The organism is Paenarthrobacter sp. 22069, assembly GCF_052046035.1.
Classification (GTDB): Bacteria; Actinomycetota; Actinomycetes; order Actinomycetales; family Micrococcaceae; genus Arthrobacter.
This window is the reverse complement of record NZ_JBQEQF010000014.1, coordinates 106,044-131,336: the sequence shown is the minus strand read 5'-3', so window position 1 is coordinate 131,336 and position 25,293 is coordinate 106,044. Positions and strand designations below refer to the sequence as shown.

The window sequence follows — 25,293 nt, the reverse complement described above, 5'->3', positions numbered from 1 at the left end:
GGAAACGCAAGAAGATGGGACGTTCCTGATATGACGGCGCCTCGGCCCGTAACGGGGGAAATGGCGGCGGCGGGCATCGCCGGGGCAGGCAAGGCCGAGGTGGACAATCCGCGGTCATCCCTCCTGGCCGGTTTCCTGGGTTCCGTATTCATGCTCGTCGGGTCCTTCGGCGTGGGCTGGCTGGCCCCGGTCTCCGAACTGCGCCGCATGCCGCTGTTCATCTGGATGCGCACCGAGGCCCCGGGCGTCGCCCTGTCCATTGTCCTGGTGGCTGCCGGCGGCATGCTGCTGGTGCGTGCCTGGCTGCGGCTCGGCCAAAAGGTGCGGGTCTGGGGGCTGGAGGCGCGCAGGGCAACACTGGCTGCCGTGGTGGCATGGGGACTCCCCATGATGTTCAGCGTGCCGCTGTTCAGCCGCGACGTATATGCCTACATCGGGCAGGGACGCCTGATGGTGGAGGGCTTCAATCCCTACGAAAATGGCATCTCCGCCCTGTCCAACTACTTCCAGCTCGGGGCCGACAAGATGTGGACCGAGGCCCCGGTTCCCTATGGCCAGCTGTTCCTGTGGATTGAGCAGTTCGTCGTCTGGGTTACCAGCGTCCAGCCGGAGGCCTGCATCATGCTCTTCCGGCTTGTGGCAGTGGCCGGCGTGGGGCTCTGCGTCATCTACGTGCCCCGGCTCGCGGAACTCCATAACGTCAACCCGCACCGGGCCCTCTGGCTGACGGTGGCGAATCCGCTCTTCCTGACCAATTTCATCGCCAGCGTCCATAACGACTCCCTGATGATCGGACTGGCCCTGGCCGGCCTCTACTACTCCGCCACCAGGCGCGAGCTGCGCGGTATCGCGCTGGTGACGCTTTCCATCGCGGTGAAGCCCATTACCATCGTCTTCCTGCCGTTCATAGGGCTCCTGTGGGCAGGAAAGGGTGCGGGGTGGCTCCGCAAGGCCGCATTCTGGGCCGTGACAGCCGGGCTCAGCCTGGGACTCCTGACAGCGATGAGCATGGTGAACGGCTTCGGCTTCGGCTGGATCAACGGGCTCTCCGCCCCCGGCAGCATCTCGATCTGGTACGCCCCTGTGGGTCTGATCGGAATGGTGGTGGACTCCCTCGCCAGCGCGTTCGGACTGGACGGCTCAGTACCGGCAGGATGGGTGTACGACGCCGGGAAGCTGCTTGCCGTGGGCATCGTCGCCTGGCAGATCTTCAGGGGCGACTACGACCGGCTGATGCGCCGCCTGGCACTCGGCTTCGCCGCCGTCGTTTTGCTGGCCCCCATCATTCAGTCCTGGTACGTCGTATGGTTGATACCCCTGTTCGCCGTGACCGGGATCCGCAACGACTGGCAGGTCAAGGCGCTGTACTTCGTGGTGTCCTTCTTCATGATCTACGCCATTTCGGACCAGCTGGACGTCTTCCCGTACCTGCAGACGCAGGACCTGGGCTTCGCCCTTGCCCTTGCCCGCGTAGCTGCCGCCCTGACGGCCCTCCTCTTCGCCCTGTACCTGATCTTCTGGGATCCCGGCACCCGCCGGCTCTTCCGCAAAAGCCACCAGCCCGTCGTCGAACGCCCCGTCATCTAGCCGGCAGCTGCTGCCCGGCGCCGGGGGTCCTGCGCAGGGCTTCCTTCTTTGACAGCGGGCTCAGTGCACCTGCATGCCGCGCCACGAACGCCCGGACCCACTCCGGATCCGACTTGGCGTATTCACGCAGCGCCCAGCCGATGGCCTTGCGGATAAAGAACTCCGGATCCGCCATGTTCGGCTCGATGACGGCCGCAAGCAGGGCCGTGTCGGTAGCCTTCTTCGCTTTGAGCTGCGAGGTGATGGCAGCTCTGCGGATCCAGAGCTGCGGGTCCCGGCTCCAGCCCCGAAGCACCGCTGACATCTCCCGGGGGTGCGCCAGCAGCAGGCCGCACACCCCGCCCGCCACGCGGTCGGCAAAATCCCACCACGCACCCGTGCGGATGATTTCCTCGTAAACGGGCAGCATCTCCAGGTCGCCGGCGACGAGACGGACCGCCGTCAAGTCGATGGCGGCGTAGCGCTCCTCCCGGAAACCGGAGCCGCGCCACAGCTCCAGCACGGTGGCCCGGAGGTGACCGGCAGATGCGGGCGGGAACTCCCGGACGGCCGACGCCACGATGTGCCGGACCTCGGGAACCCGGACGCCCAGCGACGGCAGGGAAGACTTCATGTATGCCTGGGCTCCGGCGGCGCGGACGGGGTCGGCCTGCTTCCTGAGGGAATCCCTCACGGCGCGGACCAGGGCGTGGTCGGCGGAGTCTTCCATGCCGTTACTCTAGCCACCGTAGTCCTGCGGTGGGGTACGCTGGTGAGCGCTAACACGTGACCATCAAAGGGAACCCATGTCCGGAACCGATATCAACCTTGCCCACGGACCCTACACCGCCACCGTCACCCGGCGCGGCGGGGCGCTGCGCGAACTGCGCCGCGGAAACAGGGACCTGGTGGTGGGTTTTGGCCCGGACGGCCCCGTCCCCGATTACCGGGGTGTCATCTGCGCGCCGTGGCCCAACCGGCTTGCCGACGGCACCTACACGTATACCGGCTCATCCTACGCCGCCGGAGTCAACGAACCGGAACGGGCCGCAGCGCTGCACGGACTGGCTATCCACCGGCCCTGGGACGTGCTGGAGGTGGCCACCGACCGCGCCGTCCTGCGCTGCCGCATCCCGGCCGGCCCGGCTTACCCCACCGACCTGGAACTTACGGTCACCTATTCGCTCTCCGCCGACGGCTTCCACGGCACGGTCCAGGCAGTAAACAGCGGCTCCTCGTCCGCGCCATACGGCGTGTGCCCCCATCCCTACCTGGTGGCCGGCCCGTCCCCGCTCGACGAGTGGTCGCTGGAACTGCCGGCAGACACTTACCTGGAGGTCACGCCGGACCGGCTGCTCCCGGTAGGTATGCAGCCGGTGGACGGGGACGCGTTCGACTTCCGGACCCCTCGCCGGCTGGGCGCAGTCAAGATTGACCACGCGTTCACGGACATCCGCCGGGACGGTGACGGGATGGCGCGCGTGCGGGTGTTGGATCCGTCGGGAACGGGAGTTGAGCTGGAGTGGGGGAAGGAATGGCCCTGGGTCCAGGTGCACACCGGGGACAAGCCCGTGGGCCCGGACCGGCTGGGCCTGGCCGTTGAGCCGATGACCTGCCCGCCGGATGCCCTGAACTCAGGCACGGATGTGGTCCACCTGCAGCCCGGTGGATCCCACTCCGCCTCCTGGACCATCAGGGCCGTGCGCTAGCCCCCGCATCCTGTGGACGGCCGCTCCTGCGTGGGGGAGTCCGTCCATCCTGCCCGGTGCAGCCATGCAGCGCAGAGCCCGGTCCATTGCCCGGGGCCGGGTTCGCCCGCTGCCAGGCCCAGGCCGTGCCTCCCTTCCGGGAAGATGTGCACCTCGGCCGGCACGCCGGCGGCGATGAGTGCTTTGGCGTAGTTCAGGCTGTTGCTCACCGGTACGGCGTCGTCGTCCGCCGTGTGCCAAAGGAACGCCGGCGGTGTCCGGGACGTGACGTTCAGTTCCGCTGAGAGGGCTTGGACAACGTCCGACGGCGGCGCGTCGCCGAGGAGGTTCTCCAGCGATCCCTGGTGCGTTTCATGCGTCAGTGACGCCACGGGATAGCACAGCACCGAAAGGTCCGGTACGGCCCCAGGCACGTCCAGGTCCGCGTTGCCCGTGGCCGCTGCCGTGCCCAGGGTGGCCGCCAGATGGCCGCCGGCCGAGAATCCCAGCACGCCGACGCGCTCCCGGTCCACGTCGAGCCCGTGCTGCCCGCCACGGATACGGAGCATGGCTTCCTTGGCGTCCGTCAACGGGGCGGGGTGCCGCTCCGGGGCCACCCTGTAGCGGAGCACGAAAGCATGGATGCCCAGCGAGGCCAACCATTCGGCCACCGGTTCCGCTTCATGGTCAGCCTGGCGGGCATAGCCTCCCCCCGGAAGGACCAGGATGGCGGGGCGTGCCCCGGAGGCTTCCGGGCGGGCCGGAACAGCGGTGAGTCCCCGCGGACCCGTCACGCGGCCTGCTCCGTGCTGCGCCGCAGGGTGACCTCGCCGGAGATCGCGTCCGGGGACGCGTCGTCGTCCCCGTTATCCTGATGCTGGCCGGTGGCCCGGGTGGCCAACCGGCCGATGTCCTCCAAGGGCAGGCGGACCGTGGACAGGGCCGGACGGAAATCGCGGAGGGTCTCGATGTCGTCAAAGCCGGCAATCGCGGCGTCGCGGGGGATGCGGAGCCCTTCGGAGCGCAGCGCCGCTGCGGCCCCAATGGCCATCACGTCATTGACGGCGAAAATGCACAACTTCGGCGCAGCCGTGCCTTCGGAGGCCGCAGCCTTGATCCGTGCGGCCAGCTGCAGGCCTGCCTCGTAGCCGCCGGACCTGTTGAACGTGGTCCGGAGCACCTCTGCGGCCGTGTGTCCGGCCCGCTCCAGGCCTTCCTGGAAGCCACGGACGCGGTCATCGGAGGTCAGCAGACCCTCGGGCCCGGCCACGATGACGAATTCTCCCTCCCAGCCGGCGGCAAGTTCGGTGGCCAACTGCCCGGCCAGCTCCTGGTTGGGAACCGTTACCACGTGGTAGCCCTCCTGCGCGGCGGCCCCCACCACCGGATGCCCCACAACGGCGACCTGGCCGCCGTTGCGGCAGTATCTGTCCAGTTCGGCGGCGAGTTCGGCGTTGCCATCGGCGTCTTCGTCGCGGCACGAACGGGAGCCGGCAATCACGATGGAGTCAGCGCGGCGGGCCGCGAAGGCGGCCACGGCTTCCTTTTCCTCCGCAGGGCCGCCGCCGGTGGTGGCCAGCAGCACCATTTTGCGTTGTTCCCGGGCGGCTTCCTGCACGCCCCTGGCAATCGCTGCGAAGTAAGGATCGGCGATGTCATGGACGATCAGGCCGATCAGGCCGGAGCTGGATTTCGCCAGGCCCTGCGCTTGGGCATTGGGAATGTAGCCCAGGGAGTCGGCGGCCTGCCGGACCCGCTCGGCAATGTCCTTGCCCGGCTTGCGCGCGGACCCGTTCAGCACGCGCGAGGCCGTAGCGGGGGAGACGCCGGCCAGGCGGGCCACCTCGGTAAGGGTACTTGCAGCCACTTCATCTCCTGCGGGTTGGGGCGGACTCAAGGCCTCCGCACATTATGTCAGTTCAAACTACTTCCGGAAAGCGCTTGCCAACTACAAGCGCGCCGTGCATCATTGAAGAAGTGGGAATGCGCTTTCCCGGCTGACTTCAATTACTTGCTCACTCACCGTGGAGGACACATGGGCTTCGAAACCAAAACGATCCGCATCGCCATGAACGGCATCACCGGCCGCATGGGCTACCGCCAGCACCTGCTGCGCTCCATCCTGCCCATCCGCGACGCGGGCGGCTTCACGCTTGAGGACGGGACGCGGGTCCAGGTCGAGCCCATCCTGGTGGGCCGCAGCGAGGCCAGGATCCGCGAGCTCGCGGAAAAGCACAAGGTCTCTGAATGGACCACCGACCTGGACGCCGTGATCAACGACCCCACTGTCGACGTCGTCTTCGATGCCTCCATGACCAGCCTCCGCGCCGCCACGCTGAAGAAGGCCATGCAGGCGGGCAAGCACATCTTCACCGAAAAGCCCACGGCGGAAACGCTGGAGGAGGCCATCGAGCTGGCCCGCATTGGCAAGGAAGCCGGTGTCACGGCAGGCGTCGTGCACGACAAGCTCTACCTCCCCGGACTGGTCAAGCTGCGGCGCCTGGTGGATGAAGGCTTCTTCGGCCGTATCCTGTCCATCCGCGGTGAGTTCGGCTACTGGGTCTTCGAGGGCGACATCCAGGCCGCGCAGCGGCCATCATGGAACTACCGCAAGGAAGACGGCGGCGGAATGACCACCGACATGTTCTGCCACTGGAACTACGTCCTGGAAGGCATCATCGGCAAGGTCAAGAGCGTAAACGCCAAGACCGCCACCCACATCCCCGCCCGCTGGGACGAGGCAGGCAAGGAATACAAGGCCACGGCGGACGACGCCTCCTACGGCATCTTCGAGCTCGAGACTCCCGGCGGCGACGAGGTCATTGGCCAGATCAACTCCTCCTGGGCAGTACGGGTGTACCGGGACGAACTGGTGGAATTCCAGGTGGACGGCACCCTTGGCTCCGCCGTGGCAGGCCTGAACAAGTGCGTCGCGCAGCAGCGCGCCCACACGCCCAAGCCCGTCTGGAACCCGGACCTGCCCGTCACCGAATCCTTCCGTGACCAGTGGCAGGAAGTTCCCGCCAACGCCGAACTGGACAACGGCTTCAAGCTGCAGTGGGAGGAATTCCTCCGCGACGTGGTGGCCGGCCGCGAACACCGCTTCGGCCTACTCTCCGCAGCCCGCGGCGTCCAACTTGCCGAACTCGGCCTGCAGTCCAGCGCCGAGCGCCGCACCCTTGATATCCCGGAGATCACGCTCTGATGACTTCCCTCATCCTTCCCTCCGAAGACGGCGGCACCAGGGAGTACCGCCTGCAGGGCGGCACCACCTGGGCGCGCCCCACCACCCCGCTTACCGCCCGCCGGGCCTATGCCGCCGCCCATGTCATCCCCGAAGTGCTGGCCGACAACACGCCGGGCGCGCCTGCCAGGCTGGACTGGGACGCCACCATGGCGTACCGGCACGAGCTGTGGTCCTACGGCCTGGGCGTTGCCGATGCCATGGACACCGCCCAGCGCGGCATGGGCCTGGACTGGGCTGCCACGCAGCAGCTCATCAAGCGCACCGGTGTGGAAGCCGCCTCCGTGGTTTCCGCCGGCAACCCGGCCACCGCCGGGAAGTCCGTCAGGGACCTCGTGTCCTGCGGTGCCGGCACCGACCAGCTTGACCTTGACACCCTGCCCACCGGCGAAGCCGGCGTTGAGGCGGTCCTTGAGGCCTACCGTGAACAGATCGCCGTCATTGCCGAGGCCGGGCCCAAAGTCATCCTCATGGCCTCCCGGGCCCTCGCCAAGGCTGCCCGCGGGCCCGAGGACTACCTGACGGTGTACTCGACCCTCCTGCGCGAAGTGGACCAGCCGGTCATCCTGCACTGGCTCGGCACCATGTTCGATCCCGCCCTCGCCGGTTACTGGGGCTCGGACGACGTTGCCACCGCCACCGAAACCTTCCTCGGCCTCATCCGGGACAATGCGGACAAGGTGGACGGGGTCAAGGTCTCGCTGCTGGATGCAGGCCATGAGGTTGCGCTGCGGGCGGCCTTGCCCAAAGGGGTCCGCCTCTACACCGGTGACGATTTCAACTACCCGGAGCTGATCGACGGCGACGGCACGCACCACTCCGACGCCCTGCTGGGCATCTTCGCGGCCATCTACCCGGCAGCCTCCGTGGCCCTGCAGAACTACGACGCCGGTAACGCCGCCAAGGCGCGCGGGATCCTGGACTCCACCCGGGAGCTGGGCAAGCACATCTTCAGCGCCCCCACGTTCTACTACAAGACCGGCATTGCCTTCATGTCCTGGCTCAACGGAAAGCAGCCCGGCTTCCAGATGGTAGGTGGCCTGCACTCGGGACGTTCGGTCTGCCACCTGGCCCGGACCTTCGAACTGGCGGACAAGGCAGGCCTGCTCAAGGATCCTGCGCTGGCCGCCTTCCGGATGTCCGACTACCTGCGCATCAATGGGGTGGGGGTATGAGCGACCTTTCCCGCCTGTCCATCAACAGCGCCACCACCAAGAAGTGGACCCTCGCCGAAGTGGTGGAGGGCTGCGTCAAGGCAGGCATTCCTGCCATCGGCCCCTGGCGCGACCGGGTCGAGGAAGCCGGACTGGACACGGCCGCACGCCTGATCAAGGACGCAGGCCTGAGGGTTTCCTCCCTCTGCCGCGGCGGCTTCCTCACCGCGGCCGACGCCGAGGGCCAGGCCGCCGCGCTCGCCGACAACCGCGCCGCCATCCTCGAGGCGATGGCCCTGGACACCCGGGAGCTGTTCCTGGTGGTCGGCGGGCTTGCACCGGGGGAGAAGGACGTGGTGGCCGCCCGGCAGCGCGTGGCCGACCGGCTCGCGGACCTGGTTCCCTTTGCACAGGAGAACGGGATCCGCCTGGTCCTCGAGCCCCTGCATCCGATGTACGCGGCGGACCGTGCGCTGATTTCCACTCTCGGCCAGGCCCTGGACCTTGCCGCACCCTTCGACGCCTCCACTGTGGGCGTCGCCGTTGACACCTTCCACGTCTGGTGGGACCCGGAACTGAGGGCGCAGATCGAACGCGCCGGCCGGGAACACCGAATCGCCTCCTACCAGGTGTGCGACTTCAACATGCCCATCGCCGCCGACCCGCTGCTCTCCCGCGGGTACATGGGCGACGGCGTGGTGGACTTTGCCACGATCGGAACCTGGGTGCGCGAGGCCGGGTACACCGGCGACATCGAAGTGGAAATCTTCAACCAGGACATCTGGGACACGGACGGCAATACCGTCCTGGCCACGGTCAAGGAGCGCTACGCGGAGCTCGTCCTCCCGTACGCCTGAGCGCTGCCGGAACCCAAGACCCGCGGGCTCCTGCTACNCGGCAGGAGCCCGCGCACCACATGGAAGGACCCGGTCCGCACGGTGGCTGACCACCGCGCGGGCCGGGCCCTTCCCCTTGCTGCCTACCTGCCTGGCTGGGCATACAGCGCGGCGAACCGGCGGTACCTCGCCAACACTCCGGCGTCGTCCTTCCCCGCTGGAAGGTCGACGGCGTCTGCCGCCCACGCAGGGAAATGCCCGGTGAGCACCGCGGCGGCCTGGCGGGCCGCACCGTCGGCCACATATTCGCCGGGCCGCGGAACGGTGGCAGGCAATCCCAACAGGCCTGCCGCAACGTCCTGGACGGCAGGCGACTGCGCGCCGCCGCCCACCAGGAGGATCCGCCGGCTGGCAACGCCCTGGGCCTGCAATGCAGCCAGGCCATCGGCCAGCGAGCAGACGACGCCTTCGACGGCGGCGCGTGCCAGGTTGGCGGGGGTGTAGTTGGCGCGGGTGATGCCGTGCAGGGAGCCCGTGGCCTCCGGCAGGTTGGGCGTCCTTTCGCCATCGAAGTAGGGGACCAGGGTGAGCCCACCTGCTCCTGGCCCGGCGGACAGGGCCAGCCGGTTGAACTCCGGGAGATCCACGCCCAGCAGGCCGGCCGTGGCATCGAATATCCGGGTGGCGTTCAACGTGCAGACCAGGGGCAGGTAATGCCCGGACGCGTCGGCAAATCCGGCCACCAGTCCCGATGCATCTGCCGCAGGCGTATCCGAAACCGCAAACACGGTCCCCGACGTGCCCAGGGAGACCACGACGTCCCCCAAACCCGCGCCGGCGCCCAGGGCGGCGGCAGCATTGTCACCCGCACCGGCGGCCAGGAGGCTGCCTGCCGGTGTCCTTCCCGCCGCTTCAAGGGGCCCGAGCACCCTCGGCAGGGCCGGGACATGGCCGAGCTCCGCGGCCAGGACCTCGGGCAGGTATGTGCCCTCCGCCGTCGAGTAGTACCCGGTGCCTGACGCGTCGGAGCGGTCGGTGGCCAGCGCCGCCAGGCCCTCCGTGCCACTGCCCGGGCCATAACCGGCGAGCCGCCAGGTCAGCCAGTCATGCGGCAGGCAGACGGCGGCCACCTTCGCCGCGTTTTCCGGCTCGTTCTCCGCCAGCCAGCGCAGCTTGGTCAGCGTCAGTGACGCGACCGGGACGGTTCCGGTGGCATCGGCCCAGTAGCGGGCGCCGGCGGCGGGGTCGCCGCCGCCCGCAGTTTCGATGAGTTCCTGGGCTGCACGGGCGCTGCGGGTGTCGTTCCACAGCAGCGCCGGCCGGACGACGGCCCCGTCCGCGTCGAGGCAGACCATGCCGTGCTGCTGCCCGCCAACGGAGACGGCGGCGACGTCATCCAGCCCGCAGGCGTCGGCCACCGCCTTTTGCAGCGCCGTCCACCAGTGGTCCGGATGGACTTCCGTGCCGTCGGGATGGCCGGCGCGGCCCTGCCGCACCAGTGCTCCGGTGTCCGCGTCGCGGATGACCACCTTGCAGGACTGGGTGGAACTGTCGATGCCTGCAACGAGCACCATGGCCTAGCGGGATCCGAGCAGGTGTTCGATGGCGAGCTGGTTGAGCCGGACGAAGGCGAAGGAGCGTCCGGCGGCCTTGTCGGCGTCGAAGTCCTCGAAGGAGGCGGCATCTGCGAGCAGGTCGGCGGTGGTCTCACCCGCGGTGAGGGTGGGCTCGCCGAGTTCGAAGACGCCGGATGCCTTCAGTGCTTCCTGGACCTCGGGGTCTGCCCGGAAGGCCAGTGCGCGTTCCTTCAGCAGCAGGTACATCGCCATGTTGGCCTTGGCGGATTCCCAGACACCGTCGTAGCCATCCGTGCGGGAGGGCTTGTAGTCGAAGTGGCGCGGACCGTCGTACTTGGGACCGCCGCCCGGGAAGCCGTTTTCGAGCAGGTCAACGGTAAAGAAGGCGCTGGTCAGGTCGCCGTGGCCGAAGACCAGGTCCTGGTCGTACTTGATGCCGCGCTGGCCGTTGAGGTCGATGTGGAAGAGTTTGCCCGCCCACAGGGCCTGGGCGATGCCGTGGGTGAAGTTCAGCCCTGCCATCTGCTCGTGCCCGGTTTCGGGGTTCAGGCCCACGATGTCGCCGTGCTCGAGCTGAGCGATGAACGCCAGGCCGTGGCCTACGGTGGGCAGGAAGATGTCGCCTCGGGGCTCGTTCGGCTTCGGTTCCAGGGCAATGCGCAGGTTGTAGCCCTTGTCCTTGATGTATCCGGCAGCGGTGTCCACGCCTTCCTTCATGCGGTCCAGGGCGGCGGCAAGGTCCTTGGACCCGTCGTATTCGCTGCCTTCCCGGCCTCCCCACATAACGAACGTTTCGGCGCCAAGCTCGGCGGCGAGGTCGATGTTCCGCAGGACCTTGGACAGGGCAAAGCGGCGGACCGAGCGGTCGTTGGAGGTGAAGCCGCCGTCCTTGAAAACGGGGTGGCTGAACAGGTTGGTGGTGACCATCGGCACCTTCAGGCCGGTTTCTGCCAGTGCCGCACGGAAGTTCTTCAGGATCAGCTCCCGCTCCGAGGCGGAGGCGTCGAACGGGACAAGGTCGTTGTCGTGGAAAGTGATGCCGTAGGCACCAAGTTCGCTGAGCCGGTGGACGGCTTCGACCGGGTCAAGGGCCTTGCGGGTGGCCACGCCGAACGGGTCGGCGCCGGTCCAGCCGACCGTCCACAGGCCAAAGGTGAACTTGTCGGCGGGAGTGGGGGAGAGAGTCATGATGCGTCCTTGCGATCAGTCGCTCCGCGGAATTGCGAAGCTTTAGTTCATTGCCTGAACTTTATGGGCCGACGTAGGGTTGGGTCAAGGGTCAGCTCGAAACAACCCGAAAAATTGAGGGCCAACCGGGAGGTTAGTGATGGTGATGCCGGTGCCGGGAGCGGCAATGTCCGCAGGTGCGCCCGGCAACGTGGGGGATGTGCGCCGCAGCAACCTTGCCCTGGTCCTCGGTGCCATCGCCGAATTCCCGCCGGGCCTCAACCCCAGCCGCGCACAGGTGGCGGCCGCCACGGGATTGACCAAGGCGTCGGTCTCCAGCCTTGTCCTTGACCTGCTGGACACGGGGATCATCCGTGAAATTGGCCTGAACCCCCAGGGCCGCGGCCGTCCGGGAGTGGGACTGGAGCTCAGCCCGAACCGGGCCGTCATGGGGATGGAGATCAACGTCGACTACATTTCGGCCGCCGTGGTCGGGCTGGCAGGCAACGTCCTTCTCAGGGAGGTACAGGAACGCGATAACCGCAACAGCCCGGACGGGCCAGTGCTGGCCGCGCTCGCGGTCCTGGCCGCCAAGGTGCGGAGCGCTGCAGGGGAGCGGGGGGTCGAGGTCCTGGGCGGAGGCCTGGCTGTGCCCGGACTGGTAGACCCCGCACGGTCCCGGGTGCTTACTGCCCCCAACCTGGGATGGGCCAATGTTGATCTGGATCCTGATGCCCTGCTGCCTGAATCCGCCCTGGGTGTTGCCCTGTTCAACGAAGCCAACGCTGCAGCCCTGGCAGAACTGCGCCACCGGCCGGACGGCGCATCCAACTTCCTCTTCGTCTCCGGTGAGGTGGGCGTAGGTGGCGGCATTGTCATCGGTTCCGAACTCTTCACCGGACCTGGGGGGCACGCAGGCGAGGTGGGCCATATTGTGGTGGATCCCGATGGCGGCCGCTGTTCGTGCGGGGGAACCGGCTGTCTGGAAACTGTGGCGGGCCAGGACGCCATTGTTGCCGCTGCCGGCCTGGCCCCCACCGGGCTTTCACGCTCTGCGGCCGTGTCCCTGCTCCTGCAGGCATTGGAAGCGGGCGACGCCCGGGCTGTCTCCGGCGTCGAGCGCGCGGGCCGCTGCCTGGGCATCGCGCTCGCCTCCACGGCACGCGTGGTCAATGTCGAATCAGCGGTCCTTGGCGGCCACTTCGCTGTCCTGGAACCCTGGCTTCGCGCCCCGCTGCTGAAGAGCCTGCAGAAATATGCGCCGGGCAGGTTCGGGCCGGATCAGGTGGCGGTGTCGGCGGTGGGTGAACTGGGCGCCCTGCTGGGAGCCGCCGGCAGTGTTGTCAGGTCCCTCATCGACGCGCCGCACCGGTTACAGCCCTAACAAGGCACGAAAAAACGCCCCGGTGCAAAGACCGGGGCGTTTTCCGCAGGTGCCCCAGGAGGGAATCGAACCCCCGACCGGCGGATTAGAAGGCCGCTGCTCTATCCCCTGAGCTACTGAGGCATGGGTTTCCGGCCTTGCGGCCGGCGCCTAAAAAAGTCTACATTGCCCGCGCTGCAGGCTGCGTCATCCAGCCCCACTGCTCCTCCACATCCTTCGTCTGCACCGGCGTTGTCCACATAGGAAGAACCGGGTCTCCTGCCCGCTGCTGCCCGGCGCGATGCTGGTCATGCCTGCTAACGGCACCACCATCCAGACAGGACGTAGACATGAGCGACTCGATCATTATCCGCGGCTTCGTGGCCACGGAGATCACCAGTTCCACCACGCCGGGAGGAGTGGCAACGGCTTCCTTCCGCCTCGGCTCCACCGCCCGCCGTTTCGACCGGGAATCCAAGGTGTGGACGGACGGGCACACCAACTGGTTGGTAGTTACATAACCTCCTACGATGCCATGCCAAGTTCTAGGCGGATCCGATCAATCAAGGATTGGAACAAGCGAAGGTTCTCGTCTCGTCGCGGCTCTGCGCTCTCTTGCGTAATGCGTCCCGCCGCTAAATCGCTATGCCAGTTGCGAAAGGATGCATCGACCTCGTTTGCCAAGTTTCTGACCTCTGGACTACCAACTATCCGTAGGGCTGTAGCTTTCAAGCCGTTGATGCTGTTCCAAGCTTGCGGCAACTCCTTAGGATCACCCTTACTAGCACGTGTAAGGCGTCGGAAGGATGTTTCGAACTGTTCAATCAGGCTCAGATAAGTCTGGTATCTGAGGTCCGTGGCCCACTTCTGCTTGTCTCGCTCGTGGTTTGCCTCTGCGTGTAGTCGAGTGTTGTGGCCTGCAAGCCATTGCCCGCCAAGACCTGAAGCGATTACCGCAACGGCACCAATAAGAATCTTCCAAGCTTCGGCATCCATGCTCCAAACATACAGATCCGTACACCGAAATAAGCCAGCAATGATTGCACCGCCTGCCGCCCCTGCTCCAGCGTGAGCGCAGACCTCAAATTCTCATCCGCAGACATTACTGCGTCTTAAATCCCACCAGGCCTTGGTTCAGGCGAGGAAGTAAAACCGGTGGCGTCTTCAGGTTCAGGACGATTTTCCGGTGCCTCCGGTTCGGCTCCTGTGTCCTGCCGCGCCAAAAATACAAAGACCCGCGTCAGCCTTCCAAGCTCTTCGATGGCTTGGCTGATATCGGCCTGTAGCACCCGTAGGGCATCTTCGTTTGCGTCCGGCTCCGGACTCGTCGAGAACCGGGTTGAGATCAACCCGCCAATTTTCACGATTTGATCGGTTAGCTTCTTCCCGGCTTTCCTGACTTCGCGAGGAGCGACCAGCCTAACCTCATCGAAGGCCACCAATGCGTTTCGAGCAAAGGTTGGATCGATGGTGTAGGCGTTGCTAGCAGCGGCAGTTACAGCGGAAACGAACTTGGCGTAGGCCTGCTGCTTGGTGTCTCGAAGCCAAAGCTCCTTTTCGCGGCTTACCTCTCGGTGCCATCGTATTTCATTGTCCTCGCGGGCAGCCGCAAGGGTGTCCGTTGTGTTCTTTCGGTTGATCATTGCCGTAAGCGTGGCTCCGCCTACACCTGCAATTATGGCCGCCGTAGCTGTGATTATTGCCGTCATCACGAGTCGAGAGGTTTCTGGATCCATGCCCCCAACTTACAGATCTCCATGCAAGAGAGAATTCGACGGCGGCGTTGTCCGCCGGCTGGTCCACCGAGAGGACTATGTTCACGGGGAGCTGGCTTCTACGTCCGCAAGTTCACCCCGTGCTATCCGCTCCGCCGTTTGAGCGTAAGCATTGGAGATATATTGGTCCAGGTCGGCTGAGCCGACCCGCCACAGTCCTCTTGTACCTACTTGGATTCCGCGCATTTCCCCAGCGCTGAGAAGAGCCCTGACAGTCGGAAGGCCGACGTTCAACTCCTCTGCTACCTGCTCGATCGTCAGGAAACGGCGTCGACGGTTTCCAGATGACCCTCCCGCTGCGTCATTCACTTTTGCTGCCCCGATTTTCCCTCCTGGCCGCCGCACGGCTGGACTTGGTGGGCTTGTTTAGTAACTCGTCTTCGTAGTCGTCGATCGTGCGGGGATGGACACCCAAAGTTTGCGCAATCTGGTCCTTAGATACACCGCGCTTCAGCAACTGGGCCGTCTCTCGGATCCGTGACTGTCTGTCCCCGTTGGCAACTTTCATGGCCATATTGTCTCATCAGGGCGTTGGTAAAATCGGGCTGACTGATTGGGGACACCGTGACTGATGCACTTCTACCGCTCAACGCCGCCGTACTTGTGGGCAACGGCCTCAGCATAGCTTTCAACTCTGAGCTGAATCTGGCTTCGATCACAAAAGAGATGATCTCCCGCATGGAGAACGCCAGCGAGGACGGGGACAAGGTCGTCCATGCCATGAATGAAATAGCGCGACGAGCGGTCTCGGAGGGCGAGGTTACGGATGAGGACTTCGAAAAGCTGGTAGGCGCCTTCGACTCACAGGTCCTGACCCTGGATGAACTGGGCAAACTTGCGGATCTTGTGGCGAGCGAGGATACCGAACTTCAGAAGTCGATCCAAGAAGTTGCGGCTTTCAGCCAAAAGGTCCGGGATATGGGTATCAGCTATGTCCTCGAGGTCATAATGGAACGCTCGCGCGGGGATTGGACGCTTCACGATGAGATGCACCACCTCGTGCAAGCCATCATTCGACAGTTCAACGGCACTGTTTACATTGGCAACCTAAACTACGACACGCTTTTGCTCTCGGCGTTGAAGGCGATAGATGCACCGATGTCAGACATGGCGCACGGATTCGCCAGGTTTCCGATAACGGTCAAGGATGAAGAGGACCCGGAAGACGAGGGAGTCTCGTACACCGTGACTCGCCTCCGTACAGCGCTCGACTTTCCAACTGGGCCGCAGTACCGGGTGAGGTTATTGCACTTGCATGGATCTCTGACATATTGGCGAAGCACCGTGAATAGCCTCCACTTCAAAACACCTGTTGAAGTGCTCCGAAATCACGCGATGTGGGCCGGGCTCCGCGAAGGTGACCCAAAGTGGCGCCCGGCGGTGGTGCTGGCCAACCAGCGGGACAAAGCCCACCACGTGGGTCGTTATCCGTTCAAGCTGGCCTACGAGGCTTTTCAAGAGGGGCTTCGTGACTCCCAACGCTGGCTCATAATTGGATACTCCTTCAGGGACGCCTGCGTGAACGACATCCTTCGAAACGAGTTCATGCGCCGAAAAGTGAAGCCAAAGGTGCTTGTGTCGACATATGGGGATTACCCAACTGCTGAGGAGGTGGAACTGGCGTTCGGCTGGGGGGCCGAGGACGAGGACTCCAGCAGTTGGCTCGCTATCAACCGTGAGGGCGCCAAAGGCCTCCAGGAGACGTGGGACTGGGCAGTCTTCAGTTCCTAGCAAGAGTAGCTACAGCTCACTACGTTTGTGCCGGACCAAATCTTTTCCTTAAGGCACGCCTTCGCCGACTCGCTGTAACGGGGACATATGATCGGATGGCTGGTCTTGGGCCGGCCGGTTTCATGACTCTTTTTCGGGGGGCTTTTGTGGCTACTACGTTTGATGCACTTCTTTCCTCTTATCGGGATCTCGCAGACTCAGAGAGGATGAAGGGTAGCTACTTTGAGCAACTAATCCAGCAGTATCTGAAGCACGATGGCGTCCAGGCGCCTCAGTACACGAATGTTTGGCTCTGGCGCGACTGGCCGGGACGGAACGGTAAGCCCGACACCGGGATTGATCTAGTGGCGGAGCGCGCAGACGGTGGGACCGCTGCGATTCAGTGCAAGTTCTACGCAGAGACCCACACGATGCAGAAGAGCGATATCGACTCGTTCATCTCGGCTTCGGGCAAGGAGCCGTTTACCCATCGCCTTATTGTGTCCACGACCTCTGCGTGGACTGCAAACGCGGAGGAGATGCTGGACAGCCAGCACATCCCCGTTCAGCGCATCGGGCTCTCCGACTTTCGTCACTCCAACATCGACTGGTCCACGTACGAACTGACGGATCCTTCAAAGTCTCCCAAACTGCACGACAAGAAGCAGTTGCGGCCGCACCAGCACGAAGCTGTCACAGCGACCATGAAGGGCTTCATCGACAACAATCGGGGAAAGCTGATCATGGCCTGCGGCACGGGCAAAACTTTCACTGCTCTCAAGGTCGCTGAGCGTTTCGCCGAGATGGAGGGCCACGCGCGGGTCTTGTTCTTGGTGCCTTCGCTGGCGCTTATGTCACAGTCGTTGAAGGAATGGTCCGACGAAAGCGAGCAGCCCATGCACGCCTACGCTGTCTGCTCGGACGTGAAGGTTGGACGGCAAAAGAACTCCGATCTGACCGACGTCGCCATTCATGACTTGCAGATACCGGCCACGACCGATGGCAAGACCCTTGTCGAGGCGATGGGAAAGAAGGAACTGGACGAGGGGATGACGGTGGTCTTTTCCACGTATCAGTCCATCGAGGCAGTTTCGGAGGCACAAAGGGCAGGCCTCCCCGACTTTGACCTGATCATCTGCGACGAAGCGCACCGCACCACAGGCGCTACCTTGGCCGGAGCCCCGGAGTCGCACTTCGTCAAGGTCCACCGTAATGACGTGATCGCCGGCGGTAAGCGGCTGTATATGACGGCCACTCCACGCCTGTTCAACGACGAGACCAAAAACGCCGCCATGGAGAAGGACGCCATCCTATGCTCTATGGATGACGAGACGATGTACGGGCCGGTGTTTTATCGGATTGGCTTTGGTGAAGCTGTCACCAAGAAGCTCCTGACGGATTATAAAGTCCTGGTCCTCGGAGTTGAAGAAACGCAAGTGGTCTCGTCCTTCCAGGACCAACTTGCCGACTCCAACATGGAACTCAATATCGACGACGTCGCCAAGTTGATCGGATGTTGGAACGGTTTAGCGAAGCGCCGCTCAGGCACCCATGAAACCTCGTTTGGCAACGACGTGGCTCCGATGCAGCGTGCGGTCGCTTTCAACCGTGATATCAAGTCTTCAAAGCTCGTCGAGTCAGAGTTCGAGGAGCTGGTCCGGGTGCACCTGACCAACTTGGAAAACGACGACCCCACTGATGACCTCAAAGTTCAGGTCAAACATATTGACGGCGGTTTCAATGCCGTCGCACGTGCGGACCGCTTGGACTGGCTCAAAGAAGAGTTCAACTACGACAACGGTCAGCCCACGTGCCGAATCCTTACTAACGCACGATGCCTGACCGAAGGCGTGGATGTTCCTTCGCTGGACGCGGTTCTGTTCTTGAACCCTCGCAACTCTATGGTGGACGTTATTCAGGCGGTGGGACGTGTCATGCGCGTGCATAGGGACCCAGTCACCGGACAAGTAAAGAAATTCGGCTACATTGTGCTACCAATCGCCATTCCAGAGGGCATGTCTACCTCGGAGGCCCTCAAGGATAATACGCGTTATAAGGTCGTCTGGCAGGTCCTCCAGGCGCTCCGGGCCCATGATGAGCGCATGGACGCCACCATCAACCAAATTGAACTCAACCACAAGGCACCCGAGTCCATTGTGATTGAGACGGTGAACCTGCTGCCCAAAAAGAAAAAAACGCTGAGTATCGGTGATTCCGAGCACGGTGAGGCCGTCGAGAAGGACTGGGAACAGGGCACACTGCAATTCCCTGTAGCAGATTGGAAAGACGCGGTCTACGCCAAGATCGTGGACAAGTGCGGCAACCGGATGTACTGGGAAGACTGGTCCAAAGACATTGCGGCAATTGCCAACAAGCACATTACGTTGATAAACAACCTGCTGGAACACGCTGACACGAGCCATCGCAAAGCCTTCGATGATTTCATTCGTGGCCTGCAGGAAAACCTGAATCCGGCCATCGATGAAGCTCAGGCAGTGGAGATGCTTGCTCAACACTTGGTCACGAAGCCCGTGTTTGATGCCATGTTCAGTGACTCAAACTTCACCGAGCATAACCCGGTATCCCAGGCCATGCAGAACATCCTCAACGAGCTCGATGACCACTCGGCCTTCGAAAAGGAACGTGCTGGCCTCGAGAAGTTCTATGACTCGGTACGCGCGCGGGTGAAATCCATCGACAACGCTGAGGCGAAGCAGAAGATCATCCTCGAGCTCTACGACAACTTCTTTCGCAACGCTTTCCCACGAGTGGCTGACCGGCTGGGTATTGTATTTACCCCTGTGCCTGTTGTGGACTACATACTGAGATCTGCCGATGCAGCCCTCCGCCTGGAATTTGGCAAGTCTCTGTCCGATGAGGGCGTCTCCATCTTGGAACCATTCGTGGGTACCGGGACCTTTGTCACGAGGTTGCTGCAGTCCGGTCTCATCAGACCCGAGGACATGCAGCGTAAGTACAAACGAGAATTATTTGCCAACGAGATTGTCCTACTCAGCTACTACATCGCTGCCATTAATATTGAGACGGTCTTTGCGGAGGAATCAGCACGGCACGGCGTGAACGAAGGGTACATCCCCTTCGACGGCATTGCGCTCACTGACACTTTCCAGCTGAATGAGTCGGAAGGACAACTCGAGTCAAGTGAGTTTTTTCCCGAGAATTCTGAACGTGTCAACAGGCAGAGAAGCCAGGACATCCGTGTGATTGTCATGAATCCGCCGTACTCTGCTGGCCAATCCAGCGCGAATGATAACAACCAGAATCAGAAATATCCGGTCTTGGATGCATCGATCTCCGACTCGTATGCGAAGCTTTCGACGGCGACGAACAAGAACAATCTTTACGATTCGTACATTCGTGGCATCCGTTGGGCATCTAATAGGATCAAGAGCGATGGTGTAATTGCTTTCGTTTCGAATGGCAGCTTCATCGACGGGAACACCGCTGACGGTATACGTAAAGCCTTCGCCAAAGAATTCAGTAGAATCTTCGTTTACAATCTTCGCGGACATCTTCGTGGGAAGACGGCGGCCGAGCAAAAGCGAGAGGGTGGCAGCGTCTTCGGTCAGGGCACTATGACGTCAACCGCCATCTGCATACTTATCAAGAACTCCGGGCACACAGGGAATGCGGATATCTACTACACCGATATCGGCGACTACATGACAATCTCGGAGAAGCTCGAGAAATTGCAGCGAGAGGTGTCCCTCGAAAACACGGCATGGGAACCTGTCGTGCCAAACGAGCATGGCGACTGGATCAATCATCGTGACGAGCACTTTGAGTCATTCCAGCCGCTTGGAGACAAAGCTACTAAAGGGAAGTCGACCACTCCAGCGATTTTTCAAAACTATTCCCGAGGGTTGGAAACTGGGCGGGACGCTTGGGTATATAACTTCTCCCGGGACTCAGTTGCGCGGAACACGCGCAGAATGCTTGAGACTTACCGTGCTGAGGTTGAGCGGTCGATCGAGCCTGGGTACAAGGAGGACTCTGATACCGCTCGTATCAGCTGGACGCGCGGGCTCCGAGCAGACCGGGCGAGGGGCATACGTCATGTGTGGAGCGCGTCCAAGCTCACGGTCGGGCAGTATCGGCCTTTTTGTAAGATGCACTCTTATCTTGATCGGTCTCTGAATCACGAGCCAGGCCAAATGCCGCGGTTCTGGCCCACTCCGACCCACAAAAACGTTGCAATAGTCATGAGTAGCCCGGGCGCGACGAAGGTTTTCAGCCCTCTCATCGTGGACTGTGTCCCGAATTTGCACATGATACATACAGGGCAGGTTTATAGCCTCTACACATACGAGCCCGTTTCAGAAAAAGACCAGTCGGACTTGTTCGAGAGCCTGGACGACGAAGTCTTTGACGGATATCGGCGCCGGGAGAATGTCACCGATTCCACCCTGACCGCGTATCGGCGGTTCTACGGGGATAACAAGATCGGCAAGGAGGACATCTTTTACTATGTCTATGGGGTGGTGAATTCTCCTGTATACAGGCAGACCTACAAGGCGGACCTACAAAAGATGCTGCCTCGTATACCTAAAGTTGGCGATTTTTGGGGCTTCAGCCGTGCTGGTCGAGGCCTCGCCCGAGTACATCTCGACTATGAGACCCTCGACCCGTACCCGTTGCAAGAAATTGTCACTGGAGGTGATGAACCGATAGACGAGTTCTCGGATGAGGCTTACGAGTTCTATCGAGTTCAGAAAATGGCATTTGGTGCTCGCAAAGATCATTCTCGTATCATTTACAACTCGCGAATTACTTTGGCTGGGATTCCAGAGGAGGCTTGGGAGTACGAAGTAAACGGGTGGCCAGCTTTGAAGTGGATCATGGAGCGCTATCAGCTCAGCATTCACAAGGACTCACAAATCATCAATGATCCAAACGACTACTGTCGTGAAGTCGGTGACCCGCGCTACATCCTGAATCTCATTAAACGCGCGGTCACCCTGTCCTTGGAAACGAACAAGATCCTCGCTGGTCTTCCCGAACTAAAAATTCTGGATGCCGGACTTGCATAGGCGGTCAGGTTTACCGTTGGTATGGCTCATCCTTTTTGGGCTTGCGTTGTCATGCACCGCGTTGGTGTTCCTTGCTGCCTTCTTCTCTTGGTTGTCCCTAGGAACTCCGTATCCCTGGGAGCTCAGTCCACGTCCTAACCAGGAAGCTCAGTTTGGGATAGTTCGCAACGCCGTTACCGCTGGTGCTGCCTTAGGTTTGGGTGTCACTCTGCTTCTCTCTTATCGACGACAGCGGACCAACGAACAGTCACAAGACATCGCTGCGCGAGCCCTGCGAGTCAGTGCTTCAGCACAAGAGACAGCGGCCGAAGCACTGCAGCTTGCCAACAAACAGCATGGGCTTGATGTGGAGCGACGCCACGACGACGCCATTAGAGAGCTTCACGCCCGTTATGGAAGGGCAGCTGAACAACTTGCACATTCCGAAGTTGCGGTACGCCTTGCAGGGGTTTACGCGACTGCAGCGCTCGCAGATGACTGGAACTTCCACGCCGATGAAGATCAAGGCCAGGCCTGTATCGATCTTCTCTGCTCCTACTTTCGGATTACAGCTGGGGATGAGGGGCGCCGAAATCTAGATGTTCCTGTTCGCGAGGCAATCTGGTCAACGATCATGTCGAGGCTTGCCTCCGACGTCCCCGGATCGAAGAGTTGGGCAAAGGTTAAGTTCAACCTGAGACAGCTTGACGAGGGTCCCTCCCAACTGCCGCCCTTGTTCCTGGGTGAGGGACATCTGGATCTCACTGGAAGTAGGTTCACCGGTGGCCTGCTTCTAATGGGTGGGGAACAGAGAGGAGGATCAGTGATCCTCTGTGATGCTCTTGTGGACAAGGGTGAGATTTTGGTTGGCCGGTATCGGATATTCGCCGGCGAGCTAAGAATTGGATTCAATGCTGACTCGGCCAAGCACATTCTGAAGCTTGTTGAAGTGGAATTGGAAGGGGGCGCGCTACTCCTGGATAAGGGCACGCAACATGTTCAATTCATCGGGTGTGTTTTCAGGGGAGGCGAGATTGACTTCAGTCGTGCGTTCGGGCTGCGCAAAGTAGAGTTCATCCAGTGTGAGTTCGCTAGTGACGTCGTTCGCCCCTCTCCAGGCGAGGCATACAGAATGACCCTGGACTACGCGGAACTACTCGTCACTGATTGCAGCTTCGGGGAGGGTGTGCCGGCATTGGTAAGCCACCCGAGAGAGAATCCAGACCGCCCCTTTCGGACAATGGCTGTGCCGCGGATCCACGACTAGGCGCCGTAGCTCCACCTCGCCTGCACGCTTACGCTACTCCAGCAACTTGGCAATGTGAGTCTCAATAACGATCCCTGATGAAACCCGGCGGGAGCACGAATAGACCGTTAAGATGCCGACAGCCTAGGACCGCTTATGAGGGGATTGTGGGGCTAGGCTTTCCGCATGAAAGTACAAGGCGAGGGACCGACTGTCGGTGCCACGAACGCGGGTTGGCCATTTGGGAGAGGAAGCCATTCTCATGACAAGCTTGCCTCCCATCTCCTTGAGGTAGGCAAGAGGCACGCTCGAAGAGCATTATCGCTCTATTCTTCAGAGGAAGAATTCGACATGCTTGATGCCGCCTTTAGCGCGGGATCGTCGGTTGAGCTCTTGGCTAAGTCATTGCTGGCGTCTGTGTCACCGGTCCTGCTCGCCGCATCCAACAATACTGACGTCTGGTCGCTCCTTCGGTTTGCAGGTGCAACAGTGCCGGAGGGGGAGATGCCTTCCGGGGCGAAGGTGAAGTCCATTGATGCGAATCAATCCATCGAAAGGCTTCGATACCTGAGGATGATTCCGATTCCGTGGTCACAAGGTGACTCTGCAGCGGTTTTTGAGGTGCGGAACGCTGCCGCGCATATGGGCCTGGTCGACCGCGAGGCATTGAGTTCGGCAATGCGGCTGGTGGTCCGGTTCAGCGAATATGCTCGGATACGTCTGGACCAGGGGACAGACGAATGGTGGCGGAAAAATCTAGGCCTCGTCGTCGAGCAATTGCTCGACGAAGGGTTGAGCGAGTTGCAGCGTGGCGTCCAAGCCAAACTAGCCTCGGCTCGCCTGCGCTACGAGGAGGACTGGGGGGCCCGACCGCCAGAGCTGGTCAAACCCTTACTCGAAAGCGTCAGGTACCCGCGGCCCGAGGGTTCTTTTTCAAGTATGTACAGGGTATGCCCAGTCTGTGGCCATTTAGGTTTGGCCTACGGCTACACCAGCGAAGAGGAATGCCTCGTGGAGCTACCCCATCCGGATGGTGGTTTCTGGATGAATCCATACTTAGGCGTGACAGAATTCGACTGCAGCAGCTGTCGCCTGCACTTAGTCGGAGATGCGGAATTGCGGGCGGCCGGTCTGGACGGCCAGATGGGCTTAGCGTCCTCAGAGGATGACACATCACACAACGAGCACGGGTGATCGGAGAAATCCCTACAGTTCTTCGAGGGGAATTCGGAGACCGACTGGTTCAGGTCCGGCGCCATCATGCCTCGACCCCGGGCGCGAGTTCCTTTTTGGCCGGGCAGCATGTTGGAAGTGACGTTATCCTCCGGAGTGTTGTACTGGACTGTGCGGTGCCGGAGGGAGGGCAGCCCCTTCTCTTGCAGGGTTTGTGCAGCGCCCCGTATGTGTTCAGCATGGTGCCCGGAGTGGCTAGCTCAGTCTGGTCTGCTCGGACGCGCTGTCCCCCGTCGAGCCGGCGGCGGCGAACGGCGTAAGCGGGCGGTGACTCCTAGGATGGACCAGGCAGCTGTATATAAGGGCGCAGGGAACGTCCTCCCGTTGTCATAAGCCCGGGTTGGGAAGTCTCAAAAAGGATCGTTTTTTGAGAGTTGCAACCGAAGCGAGGGACCCTCTCTGCCTGCCCTTTACTGTCACCATTTTCCAAATCTTGAAATGCCGTCTCAAAACATGTAGTCTCATAACACGTTTTGATACGGCATTCTGAGGCAGAGGCAGACCCATGGCAGTAATTGGATACGCGAGAGTATCAACGGTTGAGCAGAATCTTGATTTGCAGCTCTCTGCTCTGAAGGAGGCTGGAGCTGTTCGTACCTACGCTGATCAGGGCGTGAGCGGCAGTGCTATCGAACGTCCGGAGCTGACCCGTGTCCTCGACCGACTGGAGAGCGGCGACGTATTGACCGTGTGGAAGTTGGATAGGCTCGGGCGCAATACCAGGCATGTCCTCGAGGTTGTTGAGGAACTGCGAAAACGGGGTGTCGGATTCCGGTCATTGACTGAGGGTCTTGATACGAATGGCCCTATGGGAACGGCCATGCTGACAATCATGGCGGCCTTTGCTCAGTTAGAGCGAGACACAATTGTGGAACGCACGCGGGCTGGGCTTGCCGTCGCCGCTCTGAACAATCGACACGGGGGCCGCCCACGGAAAGTGGACGATGCAGCCGCGGTTCGCGCCGCTAGCCTCAAGGCAAAGGGACTCAGCGCGGCTGAAATCGGCAAAATGCTGGGCGTTTCACGCGCGACCGTTTACCGCTACCTGGCAAGTTAGGGGAGGAAGTGTCTCTTCGCTGGCTCATAGTGTCTTGTCGATGATCGTCCGGAGCCCCTTAAGTTTCATTTTTGGGGGCTTCCTGGGGCTCAACGCACCCCTACCCGTGCTCGTCTGGATTTAGTGCTAGCCAAATGTGTGAACCATGGGCGGTGCGAAAGGCACTTGTAAGCGTCTTGTGTAACCGCTTGGCCACGAAGCTCACAGAACTTCTTCGGTGGCTACTCGTAACGCCGTGGAATTTACAAGAACTTTTTGTAAGACAGGCAAGAGGGCGCTTGTCGGTCATGAGAGTAGGCTGACCTTCACATCCCACGGCGATTACCGGGGTGTTGCGTTTGCTCCACCGACCCTTCGCGAGGCCCATTTTGAAGATGTTTGCAGTTGTGACGGACCAGTCCAAAGCCATACCGGAGACTGCCCTTTGCCATGTTCACGCTGGTGGATTACTTGGCATAGGTCTGAACGTAAGAGATTGTTCTGAGGACACCTCTTTGGTTTGCCAGGTCTGTGGAGTGAATCGCCACAATGAGATGGATACCTTTTACCTAAACCGACCGCAGGGTGAGGCGTACCCTACGGAATTTTTGTAAGTCGCCTCGGCCAGTCTTTCGGCAGCTTCTCGTGTATGCATGCGGAGCGTCAAT

Annotated in this window: 20 protein-coding genes, 1 tRNA gene and 1 pseudogene; 12 read left to right on the top strand and 10 right to left on the bottom strand. The window is 61.8% G+C overall.

The window, feature by feature from the left end:
• Nucleotides 1-30 precede the first annotated feature (30 nt).
• Nucleotides 31-1,587 carry a polyprenol phosphomannose-dependent alpha 1,6 mannosyltransferase MptB gene (gene mptB, locus ACTJK0_RS13295; protein WP_181422311.1) on the top strand — a complete coding sequence of 519 codons (1,557 nt, stop codon included), beginning with the start codon at nucleotides 31-33 and terminating at the stop codon, nucleotides 1,585-1,587.
• On the opposite strand, the gene ACTJK0_RS13290 is transcribed toward mptB, so the two are convergent.
• Nucleotides 1,580-2,296 carry a DNA alkylation repair protein gene (locus ACTJK0_RS13290; RefSeq protein ID WP_440745483.1) on the bottom strand — a complete coding sequence of 239 codons (717 nt, stop codon included), beginning with the start codon at nucleotides 2,294-2,296 and terminating at the stop codon, nucleotides 1,580-1,582. The genes mptB and ACTJK0_RS13290 overlap by 8 nt on opposite strands.
• Nucleotides 2,297-2,372: 76 nt before the next feature.
• On the opposite strand from ACTJK0_RS13290, the gene ACTJK0_RS13285 reads away from it, so the two are divergent.
• Complete coding sequence (locus ACTJK0_RS13285; RefSeq protein ID WP_440745482.1) at nucleotides 2,373-3,275, top strand: aldose 1-epimerase family protein; 903 nt, start codon at nucleotides 2,373-2,375, stop codon at nucleotides 3,273-3,275.
• On the opposite strand, the gene ACTJK0_RS13280 is transcribed toward ACTJK0_RS13285, so the two are convergent.
• Together ACTJK0_RS13280 and ACTJK0_RS13275 are read right to left on the bottom strand one after the other, a co-directional pair.
• On the bottom strand, nucleotides 3,272-4,048 hold the full coding sequence (locus ACTJK0_RS13280) for an alpha/beta hydrolase (protein ID WP_440745481.1): 777 nt from the start codon (nucleotides 4,046-4,048) through the stop codon (nucleotides 3,272-3,274). The two genes, ACTJK0_RS13285 and ACTJK0_RS13280, sit on opposite strands and share 4 nt — an antisense overlap.
• The gene (locus tag ACTJK0_RS13275; protein ID WP_440745480.1) at nucleotides 4,045-5,121 is read right to left on the bottom strand and encodes a LacI family DNA-binding transcriptional regulator; all 1,077 of its coding nucleotides are present in this window, start codon (nucleotides 5,119-5,121) and stop codon (nucleotides 4,045-4,047) included. The genes ACTJK0_RS13280 and ACTJK0_RS13275 overlap by 4 nt, the downstream gene beginning before the upstream one ends.
• 168 nt (nucleotides 5,122-5,289) lie before the next feature.
• On the opposite strand from ACTJK0_RS13275, the gene ACTJK0_RS13270 reads away from it, so the two are divergent.
• Genes ACTJK0_RS13270 through ACTJK0_RS13260 form a run of 3 tightly spaced genes read left to right on the top strand, consistent with a single transcriptional unit; the run spans nucleotide 5,290 to nucleotide 8,509 of the window.
• Complete coding sequence (locus tag ACTJK0_RS13270; protein ID WP_110540900.1) at nucleotides 5,290-6,459, top strand: Gfo/Idh/MocA family protein; 1,170 nt, start codon at nucleotides 5,290-5,292, stop codon at nucleotides 6,457-6,459.
• Nucleotides 6,459-7,673, top strand: a complete 1,215-nt coding sequence (locus ACTJK0_RS13265; RefSeq protein WP_110540899.1) for a dihydrodipicolinate synthase family protein — start codon at nucleotides 6,459-6,461, stop codon at nucleotides 7,671-7,673. The genes ACTJK0_RS13270 and ACTJK0_RS13265 overlap by 1 nt, the downstream gene beginning before the upstream one ends.
• The gene (locus ACTJK0_RS13260) at nucleotides 7,670-8,509 is read left to right on the top strand and encodes a sugar phosphate isomerase/epimerase family protein (RefSeq protein WP_440745479.1); all 840 of its coding nucleotides are present in this window, start codon (nucleotides 7,670-7,672) and stop codon (nucleotides 8,507-8,509) included. The genes ACTJK0_RS13265 and ACTJK0_RS13260 overlap by 4 nt, the downstream gene beginning before the upstream one ends.
• Nucleotides 8,510-8,631: 122 nt before the next feature.
• Here the strand turns inward: ACTJK0_RS13260 and ACTJK0_RS13255 are convergent, their stop codons facing one another.
• Together ACTJK0_RS13255 and xylA are read right to left on the bottom strand one after the other, a co-directional pair.
• On the bottom strand, nucleotides 8,632-10,062 hold the full coding sequence (locus ACTJK0_RS13255; protein ID WP_440745478.1) for a xylulokinase: 1,431 nt from the start codon (nucleotides 10,060-10,062) through the stop codon (nucleotides 8,632-8,634).
• Between the two features lie 3 nt (nucleotides 10,063-10,065).
• Complete coding sequence (gene xylA, locus ACTJK0_RS13250; RefSeq protein WP_110540896.1) at nucleotides 10,066-11,253, bottom strand: xylose isomerase; 1,188 nt, start codon at nucleotides 11,251-11,253, stop codon at nucleotides 10,066-10,068.
• 166 nt (nucleotides 11,254-11,419) lie between these two features.
• On the opposite strand from xylA, the gene ACTJK0_RS13245 reads away from it, so the two are divergent.
• Nucleotides 11,420-12,616 carry an ROK family protein gene (locus ACTJK0_RS13245; protein ID WP_440745477.1) on the top strand — a complete coding sequence of 399 codons (1,197 nt, stop codon included), beginning with the start codon at nucleotides 11,420-11,422 and terminating at the stop codon, nucleotides 12,614-12,616.
• Between the two features lie 50 nt (nucleotides 12,617-12,666).
• Here the strand turns inward: ACTJK0_RS13245 and ACTJK0_RS13240 are convergent.
• Nucleotides 12,667-12,739: transfer RNA gene (locus ACTJK0_RS13240), tRNA-Arg, on the bottom strand.
• Nucleotides 12,740-12,945: 206 nt separating this feature from the next.
• Here ACTJK0_RS13240 and ACTJK0_RS13235 point away from each other — a divergent pair.
• A pseudogene (locus ACTJK0_RS13235) lies at nucleotides 12,946-13,110 on the top strand (single-stranded DNA-binding protein); the annotation flags it as partial.
• Between the two features lie 10 nt (nucleotides 13,111-13,120).
• On the opposite strand, the gene ACTJK0_RS13230 reads toward ACTJK0_RS13235, so the two are convergent.
• From ACTJK0_RS13230 to ACTJK0_RS13215, 4 genes are all read right to left on the bottom strand, one after another.
• Complete coding sequence (locus ACTJK0_RS13230) at nucleotides 13,121-13,591, bottom strand: hypothetical protein (protein ID WP_440745476.1); 471 nt, start codon at nucleotides 13,589-13,591, stop codon at nucleotides 13,121-13,123.
• A gap of 116 nt (nucleotides 13,592-13,707) precedes the next feature.
• Entirely contained in the window at nucleotides 13,708-14,331 is a 624-nt protein-coding gene (locus ACTJK0_RS13225; protein ID WP_440745475.1) for a hypothetical protein, read from the bottom strand.
• A gap of 81 nt (nucleotides 14,332-14,412) precedes the next feature.
• Nucleotides 14,413-14,679, bottom strand: a complete 267-nt coding sequence (locus ACTJK0_RS13220; RefSeq protein WP_440745474.1) for an excisionase family DNA-binding protein — start codon at nucleotides 14,677-14,679, stop codon at nucleotides 14,413-14,415.
• Nucleotides 14,672-14,878 carry a hypothetical protein gene (locus ACTJK0_RS13215; protein WP_440745473.1) on the bottom strand — a complete coding sequence of 69 codons (207 nt, stop codon included), beginning with the start codon at nucleotides 14,876-14,878 and terminating at the stop codon, nucleotides 14,672-14,674. Before ACTJK0_RS13215 ends, ACTJK0_RS13220 begins: the two co-directional genes overlap by 8 nt.
• 56 nt (nucleotides 14,879-14,934) lie before the next feature.
• Here ACTJK0_RS13215 and ACTJK0_RS13210 point away from each other — a divergent pair, with 56 nt between their 5' ends.
• The 5 genes from ACTJK0_RS13210 (at nucleotide 14,935) to ACTJK0_RS13190 (ending at nucleotide 24,646) form a co-directional block, all read left to right on the top strand.
• The gene (locus ACTJK0_RS13210; protein WP_440745472.1) at nucleotides 14,935-16,101 is read left to right on the top strand and encodes a hypothetical protein; all 1,167 of its coding nucleotides are present in this window, start codon (nucleotides 14,935-14,937) and stop codon (nucleotides 16,099-16,101) included.
• 206 nt (nucleotides 16,102-16,307) lie between these two features.
• On the top strand, nucleotides 16,308-21,131 hold the full coding sequence (locus ACTJK0_RS13205; protein ID WP_440745471.1) for a DEAD/DEAH box helicase: 4,824 nt from the start codon (nucleotides 16,308-16,310) through the stop codon (nucleotides 21,129-21,131).
• 346 nt (nucleotides 21,132-21,477) lie between these two features.
• Nucleotides 21,478-22,377: a hypothetical protein gene (locus ACTJK0_RS13200; protein WP_440745470.1), complete on the top strand. Its 900-nt coding sequence runs from the start codon at nucleotides 21,478-21,480 to the stop codon at nucleotides 22,375-22,377.
• 330 nt (nucleotides 22,378-22,707) lie between these two features.
• A complete protein-coding gene (locus ACTJK0_RS13195; protein ID WP_440745469.1) occupies nucleotides 22,708-23,550 on the top strand; it encodes a hypothetical protein in 843 nt (280 codons plus the stop codon).
• Nucleotides 23,551-24,094: 544 nt separating this feature from the next.
• Nucleotides 24,095-24,646, top strand: coding sequence for a recombinase family protein (locus ACTJK0_RS13190; protein WP_440745468.1), 552 nt, complete (start codon nucleotides 24,095-24,097; stop codon nucleotides 24,644-24,646).
• The last annotated feature ends 647 nt before the right edge of the window (nucleotides 24,647-25,293 follow it).

Bases quoted from the DNA above. Each gene is read 5' to 3' on its own strand.
- ACTJK0_RS13285 (WP_440745482.1), top strand. From the start codon at position 2,373: ATGTCCGGAACCGATATCAACCTTGCCCACGGACCCTACACCGCCACC.
- ACTJK0_RS13290 (WP_440745483.1), bottom strand. From the start codon at position 2,296: ATGGAAGACTCCGCCGACCACGCCCTGGTCCGCGCCGTGAGGGATTCC.
- ACTJK0_RS13230 (WP_440745476.1), bottom strand. From the start codon at position 13,591: ATGGATGCCGAAGCTTGGAAGATTCTTATTGGTGCCGTTGCGGTAATC.
- ACTJK0_RS13265 (WP_110540899.1), top strand. From the start codon at position 6,459: ATGACTTCCCTCATCCTTCCCTCCGAAGACGGCGGCACCAGGGAGTAC.
- ACTJK0_RS13215 (WP_440745473.1), bottom strand. From the start codon at position 14,878: ATGAAAGTTGCCAACGGGGACAGACAGTCACGGATCCGAGAGACGGCC.
- ACTJK0_RS13255 (WP_440745478.1), bottom strand. From the start codon at position 10,062: ATGGTGCTCGTTGCAGGCATCGACAGTTCCACCCAGTCCTGCAAGGTG.
- ACTJK0_RS13205 (WP_440745471.1), top strand. From the start codon at position 16,308: ATGAAGGGTAGCTACTTTGAGCAACTAATCCAGCAGTATCTGAAGCAC.
- ACTJK0_RS13225 (WP_440745475.1), bottom strand. From the start codon at position 14,331: ATGGATCCAGAAACCTCTCGACTCGTGATGACGGCAATAATCACAGCT.
- ACTJK0_RS13270 (WP_110540900.1), top strand. From the start codon at position 5,290: ATGGGCTTCGAAACCAAAACGATCCGCATCGCCATGAACGGCATCACC.
- ACTJK0_RS13190 (WP_440745468.1), top strand. From the start codon at position 24,095: ATGGCAGTAATTGGATACGCGAGAGTATCAACGGTTGAGCAGAATCTT.
- mptB (WP_181422311.1), top strand. From the start codon at position 31: ATGACGGCGCCTCGGCCCGTAACGGGGGAAATGGCGGCGGCGGGCATC.
- ACTJK0_RS13245 (WP_440745477.1), top strand. From the start codon at position 11,420: ATGTCCGCAGGTGCGCCCGGCAACGTGGGGGATGTGCGCCGCAGCAAC.
- xylA (WP_110540896.1), bottom strand. From the start codon at position 11,253: ATGACTCTCTCCCCCACTCCCGCCGACAAGTTCACCTTTGGCCTGTGG.
- ACTJK0_RS13260 (WP_440745479.1), top strand. From the start codon at position 7,670: ATGAGCGACCTTTCCCGCCTGTCCATCAACAGCGCCACCACCAAGAAG.
- ACTJK0_RS13195 (WP_440745469.1), top strand. From the start codon at position 22,708: ATGCTTGATGCCGCCTTTAGCGCGGGATCGTCGGTTGAGCTCTTGGCT.